This window comes from Pararhizobium capsulatum DSM 1112, from assembly GCF_030814475.1.
In the GTDB taxonomy this organism is placed as follows: Bacteria; Pseudomonadota; Alphaproteobacteria; order Rhizobiales; family Rhizobiaceae; genus Pararhizobium; species Pararhizobium capsulatum.
Genome location: NZ_JAUSVF010000001.1, coordinates 2,425,237 through 2,442,279 on the forward strand (window position 1 = coordinate 2,425,237; position 17,043 = coordinate 2,442,279).

General features: G+C 58.1%; 13 protein-coding genes. 9 read left to right on the forward strand and 4 right to left on the reverse strand.

Going from position 1 to position 17,043, the window contains the following annotated elements:
* The first annotated feature begins 27 nt into the window (after nt 1–27).
* A complete protein-coding gene (locus QO002_RS11895) occupies nt 28–2,871 on the forward strand; it encodes an ATP-binding protein (protein ID WP_307229872.1) in 2,844 nt (947 codons plus the stop codon).
* A 36-nt stretch (nt 2,872–2,907) separates the two neighbouring features.
* Here the strand turns inward: QO002_RS11895 and QO002_RS11900 are convergent, their stop codons facing one another.
* The 4 genes from QO002_RS11900 to QO002_RS11915 all read right to left on the reverse strand — a co-directional run bounded on the left by QO002_RS11900 (nt 2,908) and on the right by QO002_RS11915 (nt 8,934).
* Nucleotides 2,908–4,011, reverse strand: coding sequence for an ATP-binding protein (locus tag QO002_RS11900; protein ID WP_307229874.1), 1,104 nt, complete (start codon nt 4,009–4,011; stop codon nt 2,908–2,910).
* Nucleotides 3,975–5,759, reverse strand: coding sequence for an ATP-binding protein (locus QO002_RS11905; RefSeq protein WP_307229875.1), 1,785 nt, complete (start codon nt 5,757–5,759; stop codon nt 3,975–3,977). The genes QO002_RS11900 and QO002_RS11905 overlap by 37 nt, the downstream gene beginning before the upstream one ends.
* A 449-nt stretch (nt 5,760–6,208) precedes the next feature.
* The gene (locus tag QO002_RS11910) at nt 6,209–7,216 is read right to left on the reverse strand and encodes a fatty acid desaturase (RefSeq protein ID WP_370878482.1); all 1,008 of its coding nucleotides are present in this window, start codon (nt 7,214–7,216) and stop codon (nt 6,209–6,211) included.
* A gap of 338 nt (nt 7,217–7,554) precedes the next feature.
* The gene (locus tag QO002_RS11915) at nt 7,555–8,934 is read right to left on the reverse strand and encodes a transposase (RefSeq protein WP_307228781.1); all 1,380 of its coding nucleotides are present in this window, start codon (nt 8,932–8,934) and stop codon (nt 7,555–7,557) included.
* 371 nt (nt 8,935–9,305) lie between these two features.
* On the opposite strand from QO002_RS11915, the gene QO002_RS11920 reads away from it, so the two are divergent.
* The 8 genes from QO002_RS11920 (at nt 9,306) to QO002_RS11955 (ending at nt 17,037) form a co-directional block, all read left to right on the forward strand.
* The gene (locus QO002_RS11920) at nt 9,306–10,142 is read left to right on the forward strand and encodes a MurR/RpiR family transcriptional regulator (protein ID WP_307229879.1); all 837 of its coding nucleotides are present in this window, start codon (nt 9,306–9,308) and stop codon (nt 10,140–10,142) included.
* Nucleotides 10,143–10,236: 94 nt separating this feature from the next.
* Nucleotides 10,237–10,914, forward strand: a complete 678-nt coding sequence (locus tag QO002_RS11925; RefSeq protein WP_307229881.1) for an N-acetylmannosamine-6-phosphate 2-epimerase — start codon at nt 10,237–10,239, stop codon at nt 10,912–10,914.
* Between the two features lie 16 nt (nt 10,915–10,930).
* Nucleotides 10,931–11,944 carry a Gfo/Idh/MocA family protein gene (locus tag QO002_RS11930; protein WP_307229884.1) on the forward strand — a complete coding sequence of 338 codons (1,014 nt, stop codon included), beginning with the start codon at nt 10,931–10,933 and terminating at the stop codon, nt 11,942–11,944.
* Between the two features lie 94 nt (nt 11,945–12,038).
* The gene (locus QO002_RS11935; protein ID WP_307229886.1) at nt 12,039–13,331 is read left to right on the forward strand and encodes an ABC transporter substrate-binding protein; all 1,293 of its coding nucleotides are present in this window, start codon (nt 12,039–12,041) and stop codon (nt 13,329–13,331) included.
* 54 nt (nt 13,332–13,385) lie between these two features.
* A complete protein-coding gene (locus QO002_RS11940) occupies nt 13,386–14,255 on the forward strand; it encodes a carbohydrate ABC transporter permease (protein ID WP_307229888.1) in 870 nt (289 codons plus the stop codon).
* Entirely contained in the window at nt 14,255–15,064 is an 810-nt protein-coding gene (locus QO002_RS11945; protein WP_307229890.1) for a carbohydrate ABC transporter permease, read from the forward strand. Before QO002_RS11940 ends, QO002_RS11945 begins: the two co-directional genes overlap by 1 nt.
* Nucleotides 15,065–15,087: 23 nt before the next feature.
* Entirely contained in the window at nt 15,088–16,164 is a 1,077-nt protein-coding gene (locus QO002_RS11950; protein ID WP_307229892.1) for an ABC transporter ATP-binding protein, read from the forward strand.
* 9 nt (nt 16,165–16,173) lie between these two features.
* Nucleotides 16,174–17,037: an ROK family protein gene (locus QO002_RS11955; RefSeq protein ID WP_307229894.1), complete on the forward strand. Its 864-nt coding sequence runs from the start codon at nt 16,174–16,176 to the stop codon at nt 17,035–17,037.
* The last annotated feature ends 6 nt before the right edge of the window (nt 17,038–17,043 follow it).

The window sequence follows — 17,043 nt, forward strand, 5'->3', positions numbered from 1 at the left end:
GCAAGTAGGGGCGCTGGGGCGAAACTCATGAACGGGGTTGGCGACGCTAGAGAGGATATGCTTTCCTTCGGCCCGTTCAATTTGAGCGTCGGCCAGCGTCTTCTCGCGAAAGACGGTGTTCCGGTCGATCTCGGTTCCCGTGCTTTGGACTTGTTGGTCGCTCTCACGCTCGCCCCCAATGTCGTCGTCAGCAAACAGGAGCTGATTTCCCGGGTCTGGCCTGACGTCATCGTTGATGAAGGCAGCCTGCGTTTTCACATGACCGGACTGAGGAAGGCGCTTGGCGATGGCCATGACGGCGCGCGTTACATAACGACCGTCGCCGGGAGAGGTTATTGTTTCGTTGCGCCCATCTCGCGCTCCACCCACCTAAGGCAAGACCACGCCGCGTCCGATTTCCGTCACGCCCTCCTGCCGAGTCGACTTGATCGCATGGTCGGACGTGAGCAGGATGTCTTGGCTCTTTCGGAAAAACTGATGACGTCGCGGATGGTGACCATCGTCGGTGTCGGCGGTGTCGGAAAGACAACCGTCGCCACAGCCGTTGCACATCACCTTGCTCCGTCATTCAACGGCGCGGTAGTGTTTGCGGACTATGGCATGTTGAGCGATCCCGGATTGGTCCCGGCCGGAATTGCCTCGATGCTTGGCTTGTCCGTCGGCTCCAACGATGTAAGGCCAAGCTTGATTGCCTATCTCCGGGAAAAGCAAATCATGCTGGTTCTTGATACCTGCGAGCATCTGATCGATGCCATTGCCGATCTCGTGGCCACCATTATCGACGCCGCGCCAAACGTCTTCCTCTTGGCGACAAGCCGGGAAGCATTGAGAATTGAAGCGGAAAGCGTCTACAGACTCGACACACTGGCTTGCCCGCCGGATGATCCGGAGCTTTCGACCGATGCCGTTCTGGCATTTCCAGCGACGAAACTGTTCGTGGAACGCGCTGCGGCGAGCGGAGCCACACTTAAACTCAACGACCAAGATGCCCGCGTCGTTGCCGGCATTTGCCGAAAACTCGACGGGATGGCGCTTGCTTTAGAACTCGCTGCCCGGCGCGTCGAGAGTTATGGTCTACACCAGACCGCACGGCTGCTCGGACAGCATTTGACTCTGGGGTGGGCGGGATCGCGAACGGCACCGCCGCGACAAAAAACGCTGCAGGCCACCCTCGACTGGAGTTTTGGGCTTCTTACCGACATCGAGCGAACCGTGCTTCGACGTCTGGCGGTGTTTGTAGGCAATTTCACGCTTGATGCCGCGCTGGAAGTGCTCTCAGGTTCCGACATTGCTCCTTCGGTAGTCTTCGGTGCAATTGACAACCTCGTCGCCAAGTCCCTCCTCGCTACCCATCCCCTGGGGGCGACGATGCGCTACCGACTACTGGACACAACACGGGCATACGCTATTCAATGCCAGACGGACGAAGATCGTGCAGGTTTGAATGCGCGTCATGCGGCGTACTATCAGCGATGGCTGGAGCAATATGGACCGGATTGGCCGACATTGTCGACGGGTCCGGAGCGACTGCCGTATTTTGTCAGCATCAACAATGTTCGAGCGGCATTGGAGTGGGCTTTTGGGGAGCAAGGCGATATCGCCGTCGGCATCAGGCTTGCTGCGGCCGCCGTTTCTGTCTTCCAGGTGATGTCGCTTTTCCCCGAATGCCAGCGCTGGTCGCAACGCGCACTTTTGGCTCTGAATGAGGAGTTCAAGGGAAGCGCTGAAGAAATGCACCTGCAAGCGGGTCTCGGAATATCCCAAATGTATTTGCAGGGCGGTCTCGAGGCCCCGCAGATCGCTCTCGGTCGCGGGCTTTCCATCGCTGAAGACCGGGGTAATGCGATTGATCAGTTGCGCATTCTGGGCCTGCTGCACATGTTCAACCTTCGCACGGGCGACTTTTATGCTGCCCTTGCCTATGCACGCCGCTGCTCGTCGATTGCCTCCACTCTGGACGATCCCTCGACCGTTGAGCTAGGCCACTTCTTCCTCGGAAATTCGCTGCATTTTACAGGCGATCTCGGCAATGCCCGAAGTGAACTTGAGGCCGCCGCGAGGGGCGAGCCGCAGCCACAGCGAACCCCCGCGAGCTACGTCGGCTTTGAAGGAAAGCATCTCGCTGGCGGAATTCTCGCTAGAAACCTATGGCTACAAGGCTATTCAGACCAAGCCGACATCCGGGCGCGGAAGACGATCGGCGACGCGGCGAAACTAGATCATTCGCTTACACTGTGCATCGCGCTGCTGGGGGGGATAGCCGTCTTTCTTTGGCGGGATGACGTGCGAAGTGCAGAGGAGCATATAGAGTGGTTAATCTCCCGCGCCGGGCTCAACTCTCTGTCTCCGTACGTTTCGGTTGCTCGGGGCTTTGAAGGTGAACTGGCTATCCGACGCGGAGATGTAAAGCTCGGGATCGACACCTTACGAAGATGCATCGAGAGACTTCATAATTCCACCTACGAAGTGTTCACGACGATGCTTGAACTGTCTCTCGTAAAAGGACTGGCGGTAGTCGGCGAATACGAAGAGGGCTTTTCCAGGATCAATAAGGCAATCGAACTGGTCGAGAGAAACGGAGACCTCTGCTATTGGCCGGAATTGCTTCGCATTAAAGCGACCCTGCTATTGTCGACACAATCGATTGGTGAGGCGGAAGCATGCCTGGTTTCATCAATTGAGAAAAGCACCAAAATGGGCGCACACGCTTGGGAGCTGCGGACTGCGACAGACCTCGCTGCGCTCTGGATCGCGGATGGGAGGCTACGCGATGCGCTGAAGTTGCTGCAGGCGGTCCTGGAGCCCTTTGATGAAGGCTTGGACACGGCGGATGTGATAGCTGCAAAGAGTTTGTTAGCAACAGTCTTATAACATTCGGGCCACGCTATTCAGTCTGCGGCGGCAAAGCTAATCGAGTTGGATTAGTAGTTCCTGTGCTCGCATCAGGTCCATTGTGTGGGAGCCTTCAACAAAGTTGTCGAACACCGGCCGTAATATTTTGGCCGCCACGCCGATCTCACCGCGACTTGCTTCAAGCCGCGCCAAGTCGATCGCGGTACGCAGCTCCCAGGCTCTTGCGCCCTGCCGACGGCTCAAGTCAAGTGACTGGGATAGGCAATCCTTAGCCTCGTCTTCCCGCGGTTGCGGCATCTTCAAGAGGACGGCCCCCCTCACACGAAGTAGTTCCGGCAAGTACAATTCGTCGCCATTCGCCGCTACAGCGCTTATTGTCTGATCGACCAACTCCATCGCTTCGGCGAACTGCCCGATCATATTCAAGCCGTGAACAAGCGAGATGCTAAGTTCAGTAGTAAGCGTTTCGTAGCCCACAGCATGGATCGCTCGCAGGCTCGCTCGCAGGTCTTCAACGCCGGTTTGCGCCGCACCGCGTAGGATTGCCAGTTCCCCTCTGCGTGCCCGACCTGCCGCTATGAAGGGGCCCAACGAATTAGACTCGGCGTGATAAACGATTGCCTCGATGTGTTTTTCAGCAAGGTCCCAGTTTCCAGTCCATAAATATACTGATGCTGCCCATCCCAGCACCACAGCGAGTGCGGCAGGGCGGTCGATCATCGTGGCAGTCTCGATAATATCATGGGCGCGTTGTTCGGCCTGAAGGGGATGGCCCTGTAGCCAGAGGTTTCGCGCCAACGTCACTTCACTCGGATAATGAAGCTCGTGGGATAGATATATCGTCGTGCGGCGCACCCTCGACCACAGGTCCAAGCTTGCTTCGAGTTCAACACGGGCCGACGCTAAGTCGCCCATCAGATGCAGTGACCGCCCCAGGATTGAACGGGCCTGCGCGGACGCCGCGACATCGTCAACCGTTTCGGACACGGCCCGGCAACGTTGAGCGTAGAGCAGGGCGGTCCTGAAATCGCCACTTCGAAAATAGAACGTGCGGAGCATGCCTAACAGTGCGACTTGATTGACGGCCTCATCGAGGTCTTCTGCGATTTTCAGGCTTCGGCTTAACGCCAGCAAGGCCGCTTCACTTTTTCCCTGCAAATGGGTAGCCGCAATCCCGAAGACTGCTTGAAGATGCATCTCGTGAGTACTGCCCGCGTCACGTCGTCGAGCGCCTCGATTGCTCGTTCCGACCAGTGATGACATTCAGATAGCAACGACATGGCCAAGAATGCGGGGGCCGCTGTGGCTGCGAGTATTACTCCCGCATTGAGGTCGCCAGTATCACCAAAGCACCATTCAAGAGCCGCACGAACGTTCCCAACCGCGTCGAAATGCGACGCCCTTTCCGTACCCGATGCTAAGTCCACCCAATCGGGTGCTATCTGCTCCAGCCAGCGCCCACAATATACAACATGTCGGAGTGCTAGGTCGAAGCATTCGGCTTCGCCTATAGGTATTTCGAGAGCGTAGGAACGCGTTGTATCCAGCAGGCGGTATCGGAGCATGGCTCCGATAGGCCGGACCGCAACCATCGATTTGGCGATCAGGCTGTCTATCGCGCCAAACACGGACTGCCGATCCAAGTCTGCGCTCGCTACGATCTCGCCCGCCGCATCGAGGGTAAAGTTCCCAACAAATATGGCCAGTCGGCGGAGGACAGTGCGCTCCAGTTGAGAGAGGAGTTCATAGCTCCAATCAAGTGTTGCCTGGAGGGTCCTTTGGCGAGGTGGTGCTGTTCGAGAACCAGGCCACCGGAGTGACAAATGTTCGTTCAAGAGGACGGAGGTCTGGTGAAGACCGTAAGCTTCGACATGCCTCGCCGCCAACTCAATCGCCAAAGGCACGCCCTCGAGTTTCCGGCATAGGTTTCCGATCAAGGGGGCATCGGTATCCGCAATGTCCAAGTGCGCGTCGCTTGCTACCGCCCGCTCCACGAACAATCGCGTTGCCGGATATTCTTGAATGACCGCTGCGGTGACGGCAACATTCTCCGATGGATAGCCGAGGGAGTCCAACCTGTAGACGCGCTCGCCATCGGTCCTAAGAGCCTCCCGACTTGTTGCGAGGATGTGAACTTCTGAAGCGGCTTCAACCAGACCAGCCGCCACGGTAGCGACCGCGTCCAAGACATGCTCACATGTATCCAGTATCAGGAGAATTCGCTTGTCACGCAAGAACGCAACTATGCTTGAGGTGGCATCTCCCGCACCCACCGATAAGCCCAGCAGAGACGCAACGGTGGTGGCCACGAGGTTTGCATCGCCTATCATTCCAAGATCAACAAACAGCGTTGCTCCGGCGAATGTCTCGTTCAGATGGTGACCGACAGCAACTGCGACTGTCGTCTTTCCAATTCCGCCCGGACCTACGATCGTCACGAAGCGCGAGGCAACAACCTGCGCTGACAGCTTCAGAACATCATCATTCCTGCCGACCATCCTGGATAGGCGACTTGGAAGGTTGGCGTGTTGGAAACCGGTTTGAGTGGAGGCTTTAGCCTTTAGTCTATCGCTGCGCGCCAGTGGCGCTACGAAGCAATAACCTCGCCCGGCGACGGTGGTGATGTATCTAGCACCGGCTAGCCCATCACCCAGCGCCTTTCGAAGGCTATTCATCTGAAATCGCAGACTGCCTTCTTCCACAATAACGTCGGGCCAAACCAGCGAAATCAAATCCTGCTTGCTGACAGTCTTGTTGGGCGATGCCGTGAGGACAATCAATATATCCAGTGCGCGCGCGCCCAGTTCTACCGGCGCGGAATCCTTGGTTAGCAGCCTTTGGGCAACATGCAGATTGAACGGACCAAACGATAGTTCGTCAAAGGCTGGCTCCTCAGCTATCGCCATCTGATTAACTTCCAGCCGCCAATTTTACGCAAATATAGCTGAAACCGGGCTCCTGCGCCAGATTTCGAAGAGACCGCAAAGCAGAGGTCCTCGCCCCATTAGCGAGGAGCGACGGGGCACCGGTGGCCATGATCGTCACCTCTGGTGGCCATAACGCGGCCGACATCGAGGGAGACCAGGTCTGCTTTCTGGCGAAACCCTTCCGGAAGGAGACCCATCCTGATGGAACTGGAAGACCGGATGTCGTCAGTCCGATATCCCACGAATGCTCTGGCGGGCTGACCAGTTTTCGCAAAGACTTTGAAATCACTGCGGTACCATCACGTCTATCGGTCATTACCCGTTTCGATGGCAGCCTGCAGCGACCCTGTCGTGCGTTCGTTTCCGTCCGGGTATGCGAAGAGCGCTCTCCTAGTTGATTGAGCGCCCTTCGTGCTTTGAAGGCTAGATTAGATTCGACCTAAACGCTCATCGCGAAACGAGATGAGGCGTTGCCGAGCCTCGTCCCATAGGACCAGCTTAACGGCACGGAGGCTGTCCATTATCGTTATCCGGCCCATGTCGCTCAGTTCCGGATGATCTCTCAGAACTTCCGGCAACCTGTAGAAAGGCACTTTGCTCGACAGGTGGTGCACATGATGGATACCAATGTTTCCGGTGATCCAGCGTAGCGGCAAAGGCAAGACGTAGTGCGACGACCCATGGATCGCGGCGTGCGCAAACTGCCATTCCGGCGGCTTCGACCAGTGCGTCTCCTCGAATTGGTGCTGGATGTAAAACAGCCAGATTCCCGCAGCGCCTGCAAGAAGCACGATCGGCAAATGAACGATCAGAAACGGAACGACGCCGAGCGACCAGATCAGCAAAACGGAGATGGTTGCCACCACAGCGTTAGTCGCCATCGTAGACACCCAGGGCAGGGACCCCGAGCGCATCATTCCAATCGGCAAGCGCTGCTTGATCAGGAATACCCACGCTGGCCCTATCCCGAACATAATCAACGGATGCCGATACAGGCGATAGCCGAAACGGCCCCAACCTGACAGCGCCCTGTACTCCGACACGGTCAGTGTGGTGATGTCGCCCATGCCGCGCTCATCCAGGTTTCCGGCCGATGCATGGTGCTCGGCGTGCGCCCGCCTCCAATAGTCGTACGGTGTCAGCGTCAGTATCCCGATCGCGCGACCTGTCCAGTCGTCGAACCTGCGTCGGCCGAAAAACGAACCGTGGCCGCAATCGTGCTGGATCATGAAAAGGCGAAGCAGAAACCCGGCGGCAGGGATGATGAGGATCAGTCCAATCCAGTAGCCATAATGAACCGCGGCCCACGCTGATAACCAGAAGAACGCAAACGGGATGGCGCTGACTAGAAGTTCGAAAAGGCTGCGTCGGGGAGAGGGTTGACGGTATTTCGAGAGGGTCTTCAGCCAAGCCTTTTCGGCGCTGCCAAAAGCCACCTCAGGAGCGGGTGAGTTCATCAGTTGTCGTGTTCCTTAAATCGCTGGGAGTATATTGCGTCGCGTGTGTACACGGGGTTCATGTCCGGAGCTAGGCGAAAAGGAATTCGGATTTCAGCGCAGCCGCCCTAGCCTAGCTTGCCTAGTCCAAATATTTGAAAGCCAAGGATCGGCGGCAAAATCTTGTGCGGTCTGCTCTGTAGACATGTCCGCTTTTGGCGGATATCGTTGAAAAACTCGACGGATTATCCGCTCACACGCCCTTTTCGGTCTTTTGGGCGGTGCACTATGCTGCGATCTGCCTACGCCTTAGCGCAGGGTATCGGTCGATGCCGCCCTCAAGCGGCGATGGCACCGCATGGCGGCATCTGAGGCCTGAGTTTGGCCAGCCTCCTCAGGTTCTGTGCGGTTGCGGCAAGCAGGAATTCGTCTCTCGCACCACACGGCCCTCGAAGCCTTAAACGTGCCATCCGTAGTATGCGCTTGAGGTGAGCGAAGAGCATTTCGACCTTCTTTCGACGATGCCGTGACTGCTCATACTCCGGTGTCTTGGCAATCGCTCGGGCGACATCGCGTGCATCCTCATTGAGATCGCGCGGTACTTTGCGCATAGGCATGTTCGGGCAGCATCGAGGCTTCAGTTCACACTGATCACAGTCCTTCTTGCTGGCACGATAAAGCCGGGTTCCCTCGGCCGTGATCCCCGATCTGGGTGGGTCGTAAGTGCGGTGGAATTGTTTCAGCTCCTTTCCGGCAGGGCAAAGGTATTGCTCCTTCTCGGCTTCCCAGGTGAAGTCGGAACGCGAGAAGGTGCCATCCGTCCGCTTCGACTTGTCGAAGACCGGAATGTGCGGCGCGATCTCCTTCTCGTTGACCAACCAGGCGAGGTTGTCGGCAGAACCGTAGGCACTGTCGGCCGCGAGGTAATCGGGCCGCAAGCCGAAGCGGTTCTCGGTCCTGCCGAGCATTGTGCGGGATGCACCGACCTCCGCCTGGCGGATCGCCCGTGTCGCCTCCACATCCAGAATGACGCCGTGGTCTGTATCGATCAGATAGTTGGTCGCATAGGCGAAGAAGGCGTGGCCTTTGTGGGCACCGGTCCATTGGGCGGCCGGATCAGACGAGGAGATGAACTTCGGCGTGACCGGCGAGGCAGCGCCGAAAGCAGCATCATCGAGAACAGCCAGATATTCCTGTACCGAGCGTCCCGCATCTTCTTTGGCTTCCCATTCCGATCCTGGTACCGAGCGCTGCTTGTTTGCATCCGCCGCGATCAAGCTGGCATCGACTGCAAATCCTTCCGTACCAACCAACCCTTGAGAGAGGCAGCGCTCCACTACCGTTTCGAACATATGCCGCAGGATGTCGCTTTGCCGGAACCGGCCATGGCGGTTCTTCGAGAAGCTTGAGTGATCAGGGACCTTGCCGTCCAGACCGAGGCGGCAGAACCAGCGATAGGCGAGATTGAGGTGGACCTCTTCGCAAAGCCGTCGCTCCGAGCGAATGCCCATGGAATAGCCGATGATCAGCATTCGCATCATAAGCTCGGGATCAATCGAGGGGCGACCCGTGGCGCTGTAGAAAGGCTTCAAGTGCGCTCGTACGCTGTCGAGTTCGAGATGGCGGTCGATCCCGCGCAGCATGTGGTCGGCAGGAACGTGATCATCAAGGCAGAAGTCGTAGAAGAGCTGCGCTGGAGCTGTCTGGCATCCCATCATCACTCAATCCCCCGCAAATCAATGCGACGATTGAATCATGACATCCCAATGCCGACAACGGTTAGTTTTTCAACAGTATCGGCGCAAACCGGACATAGTTCTCCGTGTTGGGATCGTACCCACGTTTGGAGACTAGTCATGCCCGCGCGGTAACCGAGGAACTCACCCGATCGACGACCATGAAGAATGTCTTCGAAAATAGGTTTCGACTGGAGAAAATTGTCGAGCTATGTTGGAGGTCACGGATCGGCCTTGCATTATAAACTCTAACCTATTCGCCGCCGTTAATTAACCTGTGACCGGTCGCCATGTCAGTCGCGTTGGGTCGTTGGTCATTTTGATAGCTCAGGACATTCGGGAAACTCATTCACGTGGACATTCAATCACAGCCCTCGCTCATCGCGCGGATTCGATCTCATGCACCAAACATGACCCGCGCGCTTGAAAAAGTCGCCGCATTCGTATTGGTCGATCCTCAGACGGTGATCTACAAGAGCATCACCGAACTGGCGGACGAGGCGGAATCATCGGAAGCGAGCGTGATCCGGTTCTGTCGCGAACTTGGATACCAGGGTTTCCAAAACTTCAAGCTGGCCCTCGCGCATGAGCTGGCGACCTTTCAACAGCCCGCAACGAATGCGCCTGGGGACATGGTTCAGGAACTCGTCGAGACCGCGCGAATGGCGTTGGAGGAGACGGAGCGGTTACTTGACCGGGACGTTATTGAGCGCGTGTCGGCGCTGTTGCTGGCCGCTCGACGTATCGAAATCTTCGGTGTGGCGGCCTCCGCCATCACGGCACAATATTTGGAATACAAACTCGCGCGCCTCGGCATCCAGGCGCATATTCCCCGAGACTCGCATCTCGCGACCATGGCATCTGCGACTGCTTCTCCGGACGATCTCTATATCCTCGTTTCAAGCTCTGGATCGACGATAGACACCTTACGCGTGGCGGAAAGCGCCCATGCCCGGGGGGCAAACGTGGTTGCGATTACCAATCGAACCAAAAGTCCTCTCGCTGCAATCTGCGATTTTAAGCTCCTAGCGTCGTCGCCGGAGACACCTCTGACCGGCGGGGCCTTTCCTTCGAAAATCAGCCAGCTCCTTATCGTCGATACCTTGGCTAACACCATAACGAAGCTGGACCCGGCGCGCCTTGAGACGATCAAGGAAACAGCCGAAAGTGTGAGCGATCGGAACATCTGAAGATAATCTTTGAAGAAAATCTTCAACTGAAAAAAATTATTGACGAAAAGTGCCAACGAGATTAACGTCGCGTCCATAGGGAGATGCGACGTTCATGAAAACCATTGAAAAAATGCGCGGCAGGCTCGTCGTGTCGTGTCAAGCGGCGGAGACCAGCCCCCTCAACGCCACGGTGCATATCGTGGCACTTGCCCGCGCGGCCGTTCTAGGCGGCGCTCAGGGCGTGAGGATCGAAGGGGTGCGGAACGTCCAAGCTGTCCGAAGCGCCATCAGCGAGCCGATCATAGGTATCACGAAAATCAACCAAGCGGGCTCTGACGTCTACATCACGCCAACGCTTGAGGATGTACGGAGCCTTGCGGAGGCTGGAGCGGATGTTATCGCCTTCGACGCAACGGATCGCTCGCGACCTGTTTCCGTTGAGGAAATGCTGTCGGAAATCAGACGCCTGGGGAAATCCAGCATGGCGGACATCAGCACCTTGGAGGAGGCCCAGCATGCGGTCGCCTCGGGCGCGGATTTCGTAGGCACCACGTTGTCGGGATACACGGCCTACACGACGTCTATCACAGATGCTCCTGACTTCACGCTCATGGCTGACCTGGCGAAGGCGAATATCCCCTTCGTCGCGGAGGGTCGGATTTGGGAGCCGGCGCAAGCGCAACGTGCCATGGCCCTCGGCGCAATCTTCGTCGTCGTCGGTTCGGCGATCACACGTCCTGACGAAATTACCAAGCGCTTCGCTGACGCGATTGTCGGTGAACGGCGCTGACATTTGGAGATTTGGAATGATCAAGACAGTCAAAGTTGCCGTTATCGGTGCCGGGTTCATGGGCTCGATGCACGCTTCGATCTTCGCGAGCGATCCACGCGCGGAACTGGTCGCGGTGGTAGACCGCGACACCACGCGCGGTCAGGCCTTAGCGGAATCCATAGGTAAAGGCGTCCGAGTCTATGCCTCGCACGAAGAGCTGCTCGCTGCGGAGACGCTTGACCTTGTCAGCATCTGCACGCCAGACCACTTGCATCTGGAGCCCGCGCTGGCGATCGCCGCCAAGGGCGTCAATCTTTTTATCGAGAAGCCGATCGCCTCGACGCTCGAAGACGGACGTCGAATCGTCGAAGCCTGCAAGGCGGCCGATGTGAAACTCGGCGTCGGGTACCTCCTTCGTTTTGACCCACGCTACTACAAGGCGCGCGAACTCATTGAAGCCGGGAAGATTGGCAAACCGATCCACCTCTACGCCCGCCGCAACAGCGCGCGCACCGAGGGTCCCAAGCGCTATGCTGGCACTCTCCCACTGGCCATGCACGTTACTGTGCACGACGTCGACATGGTGCTGTGGATGCTCAAGGGGCAGGTTCCCGTGACGGCCTACGCGCAACAGACTGATATTCTGCTGGGCGAGATGGGCACACAGGACACCATCGCCGGCGTGGTACGTTTCTCCGGGGGAACGGTGGTGACGTTCGAAAGCGCGTGGTCGCTGCCCGCTGGGGCCCGCCACATGATCGACGCCCGCCTCGAATTGATCGGCACTGAGGGTTCGTTCGAGGTGCAATGCGGCGACAGCGGCCTCTACTTTGCCGACAACCAGAGTTCGCAGGAAATCGACACCCAGCATTGGCCGGAGATCGGCGGCAAGGTCGGCGGCGACCTCCGCCAGCAACTCTCCAGCGTGCTTGATTGGGTCAATGGCGTCGAATGCCAGGTCGCCACGGGCGAGGAGGCGCTGCTCTCGCTTGAGTTGACCCAGGCGCTCGTCAAATCCGCAGAAACCGGGGAGGTACAACGCCTCTAATCAAAACAGGGAGATACAGCGCGCGTATCGGCGCTGCGAAGTGTGACCAATGGTTCGTTTTTGAAAACGATATCCTGAAAAAAAGGGGAATGACATGAATAGACGTCAATTTGTTGCATTAACGCTTGCACTGGCCACCTCCGTGGCGATGCCTGCCTTCGCTCAATCCGCGGAACAGCCCTATAAGGGAACCCGGCTCGCCGTGTTGATGGAAGGCCACCCGACCACCGACGGCATTCAAGCGCTTTTGCCGGAGTTCACCAAGGAGACCGGTATCGAGGTCGAGCTCGAAGTGATTCCGGAATCCGACATCACCGCCAAGATGCTCCTGGAATTCTCATCGAGCTCGGGTCGTTATGATGTTGTCCAGAACAACATCATCTTCATTCCGGGTTTCGTGAAGGCCGGCTACATCGCGCCGCTCGACGAATTCGCGGGCAAATTTCCCGCCAACTATGACAAAGCGGACTTTGTGCCCGGTTACCTCAATACGAACATCGTCGATGGCAAGCTCTACGGTCTGCCCGTCTATGGCGAAAGCACCTTCCTAATGTACCGAAAGGACCTCTTCGAACAGTACGGCATCTCTCCTCCCAAGACTTTCGCCGAGGTGGTCGCCGCGGCGAAGGCTGTCAAAGAGAAGTCGAACGGCGAGATGGTCGGCATCACGATGCGAGGCGCGCAGGGCATCCAGAACGTCTACGTCTGGGCTGGCTGGTTGTGGGGATACGGCGGCGAGTTCATCACGAAGGACGGCAAGTCGGCGCTTGGCACGGACGAAGCGGCAACCTCGCTCGAGGCATTCGCCAGCGCGTTGCGCGACTACGGCCCTGTCGGCGTGGCAAACTTCGGCTGGGAAGAGAACCGGGTCCTCTTCCAAAGCGGCAAGGCGGCCATGACGATGGACGCGACAGTGAACGGTGCCTTCAACGAAGACCCTGCGATTTCTTCCGTCGTCGGTAAGGTGGGCTACGTACCCGTGCCTGTCGAAACCGACAAGCTGAAGGGCGGCTCGTCTTCTCTCGCCGTGCACAGCCTCTATGTCGCTTCGGGGTCCCAGAACAAGGAAGCAGCGTGGCTGTTCGCGTCCTGGGCGACCGCGAAGGAGCAACAGATGAAGTCATTCGCCATCGCGCCGAACTCTGGCGTGACGTCGCTTGCGGCGTTGAACTCCGAAGACTTCAACAAACGGTATGGCGCTTTCAAGGATGCCATGCTTGCCTCCATCAACGCAGGCAACCCGCAATATCTCCCGACGGTCGAAGCAGCGAACGAAATCATCAACAACGCGGGCATCGCGGTTTCGAAGGTTCTCGCGGGCACAGCCACGGCGAAAGACGCGCTCGCTGAAGCGAACGCGGCAAATGACGCCGCGCTCGGTCGTTGACGATAAGCGCCATGCCCGGTTCGCCGGGCCTGGCCTCTCTTGAGGAGGAATGAAATGAAGGATGCGACGACTTATTTCTATCGTCCTGTCGTACTAGCATTCGGGACGGTCTCGGCCATCCTCACGATCTACGTGCTCTGGCTGACATTGCAGAACATCAGCCTGATCCGGCCAGGTCGAGAGAGCTTCGTCGGCCTCGACAACTACTTGCGGCTTCTGCTGGATGTGCGCGCTTTGAACGCGCTTGGACGAACGATAGTGTTCACAGTCGCCGCGACTGCCATTGAGGTGGCCTTGGGTTTGGCGATCTCGCTCTTGGTGGACCGGGAGTTCGCCGGGAAGCGCATCGTACGCGGCATTCTGCTCGTTCCCATCGTCATGACACCCGTTGTGGTGGGCCTCACCTGGCGCTTCCTGCTCGACCCGTCCAACGGGATGATGAACTATCTGCTGTCGACCTTGGGACTTGGTCCGGTCGACTGGCTCGGCAGCCCGAACGTCGCTCTTCTCTCCCTCCTCATGGCAGACGTCTGGCAGTGGACCCCCTTCGTCGTGTTGTTGACGATGGCTTCGCTCGAGTCGCTGCCGGGCGACCCTCAAAACGCCGCGCGCGTGGACGGCGCTCGGGAATGGCAGGTTCTCTGGTACATCACGTTGCCCGCGCTGAAGCGGGCGCTGCTGGTCGTCGCTCTGATCCGCGGCATCGATGCGGTGAAAGCGTTCGACATCTTCTACATCATGACACGCGGCGGACCGGCCTTGTCGACGGAGACGCTCAATCTCTACGGCTACATCTCAGCGTTCACAAACTTTGACATTTCCTACTCGCTGACGATTGCGATGGTCCTGACCATCCTGACGAACGTAGCCTTGCTGTTGCTCTACAACCTCGCCTTCAAGGCACCTAAGCAGGGAGGCGTCTGATGCGCCGTATCGCCTTCTGGATCGCTCTCGTCATCCTTCTCATCTGCGTGCTCTTCCCGCTCTATTGGGTGGTGGCGACCTCGCTCAAGACGCAGCGCGACGCATTCTCGATGCCTCCGCTCTGGCTGTTTGTGCCGACCTGGGAAAACTACGAGAAGGTGTTCAACAACGGCCTCTTCGTTCGCGCCTTCTTCAACAGCGTCATCATCTCGTTCTCGGCGAGCCTGATTTCGGTCGCGGTCGGTGCTATCGTCGCCTACGGGCTCGTGGCGCAGGACGAGCCGACCAAACGGCAGAACGAGAAGTTCATCTTGAGCCTGCGCATTGCGCCACCGCTCATCTTCATCATCCCGACCTATTTCCTCGCGGCGCAGATGAAGCTTCTAAACAACCATTGGGTCATTATTGGCGTTTACGCCTTCGTAAACATCCCCTTTGCGATCTCCCTGCTGATCACGTTCTTCGAGGACATTCCGCGCGAGCTCAGAGACGCGGCTAAGGTGGACGGAGCGCGTGAGTTCACAATTTTCCGTGAAGTCTTCATGCCTGTGGCGCTTGGCGGCATCATCGCGACGTTCATCCTGTGCGTGCTTTTCACCTGGAACGAGTTCTTCATTGCGCTTGTGCTGACAGGGCGCGACACGCAGACCCTGCCAGTCAGTATCACTTCCTTCCTGACCTTCCAAGGCGTGCAATGGGGACCACTTACCGCGGCTGCGACTCTTGTGATGTTGCCGATGCTGGTTCTCGGAATGCTTGTTCAGGGCCAGGTCGTGCGCGGCATGTCACTCGGCAGCATCAAGGGGTAGGAACCATGAAAGAAACGAACATTATGAAACGCTCCCTTCTGCTGAAGAGCATCCGGAAATCCTATGGTCCGATCGACGTGCTGAAAGGCATCGACATCGACGTCGACGAAGGGGACTTTGTTGTCCTCCTTGGTCCATCTGGTTGTGGCAAGTCGACGCTCCTGCATGCAATAGCGGGGCTGCATCCGATCGACGGAGGCTTGATCGAGATCGATGGCCGTGATGTCACGAAGGTGCCGACTCGCGAGCGAGATATCGCCATGGTCTTCCAGTCGTACGCGCTCTACCCGAATATGACGGTCCGGCAGAACATCGCCTTTCCATTGCGGATGCGGAACGCGAGCGCTCACGAGAAGGAGACAAAGGTCGCGCAGGTCGCGAATCTGCTCCAAATCGAGCAGCTTCTCGACAGGAAACCGCGCGAGCTTTCGGGTGGTCAACGCCAGCGCGTAGCGATAGGACGGGCTCTGGTGCGCGACCCCAAGGTCTTCCTATTCGACGAGCCACTCTCGAACCTCGACGCCACTCTCCGCGTCGAGACAAGAGTGGAGATCAAGCAACTACATGAGCGCATCGCCAAGACGATGATCTACGTGACCCACGACCAGATCGAGGCAATGACCCTCGCCACGAAGATCGTCGTGATGAACAAAGGTGAGGTGCAGCAGATTGGCAGCCCGCACGAAATTTACCATCGTCCGGCCAACCTCTTCGTCGCCAAATTCGTCGGTTCGCCCGCCATGCATTTTATCCCCGGTTCCGTTTCAACGATCGAGGGAAAGGTCGCCTTCAACGACGGAAAGGGTTGGACGCTGCCGCTCTCCTTCCCGGAAGGAGGCAATGCCTCGGGCGATGTCTTGCTCGGAATTCGTCCGGAACACATTCGGCCGGCGCGCGACGGGCAAGAGGCGCTTGAGGCGCGGGTCGATCTGGTCGAGTCGACCGGACCCGAAGATAACGTGACGCTGTCCTTCCACGGACATTCGCTGGTCGCTCGATTGGAGACCGGAAGCGTTGCCCAAGGATCGACCTTGCCGGTCTCCATCGCGGTCGACAAGGTTTCGCTGTTCGATGCCGCCAGCGGCCGCCTGATAAGCTAGGAGGGCCAGATGGATCAGGATAGGGCAATCCTAGCGGTAGACATCGGCGGCACCAAGACGCTTGTGGCGCTTGTGGCGGCGTCCGGCATCATAGGAGAAGTGACGGTGCCCACGCGGCGCGAAGACGGCCCGGACCACTGGCTGGATGCTGTGGCCGCCGCCGCCTTGCCCTGGCGGGGGCAGTTCGTCGGCGTCGGGTTGGCCGTCACGGGGTTCGTGCGCAATGGGCTTTGGTCGGCGATGAACCCTGCGACCTTGGGCATCCCGGCGGACTATCCGCTCATCGCCAAAGTCGAAGCCCTGTTCGGGCTCCCCGCCATCGCCTTTAATGATGCGCAGGCTGCTGGCTGGGGCGAGCATGCTCTGGGAGCGGGCCAGGGCCATGACCTTGTCTTCCTCACCATATCCACTGGAATCGGTGGTGGTATCGTGCTGCAAGGCCACCTGTTGGAAGGGCTGGCCGGGCATTTCGGTCTTGCGGTCGATGGCGACGACAACTTGTTCCTCGAAGATCGGGTTTCCGGCCGCTGGATGGCTGCAGAGGCCCGCCGCCAGGGTCAAGAGGTCGATGCCCGGCAGGTTTTCGCCGCCGCGGCGGCTAGTGAAACCTGGGCGTTGGATATCGTCGAGGGGGCGGCACGTCGTGTGGCCCGGTTATGCCGAAACATCCAACTGATGCTTGATCCACCGCGGATCGTAATCGGTGGCGGAATCGGCTTGGCGAATGGCTTCATCGAAAGGGTGCGTGGTTTGGTGGCTCCACCCGGCCAAGTGCCTCCAGTGTCCATTTGCCGGGCAGAACTCGGTGTACATGCAGGCATTCTCGGCATTGCGGATTTGGCCCGTGCCAAATTGCTTCACGCAGGCGGCTAAAGCCGC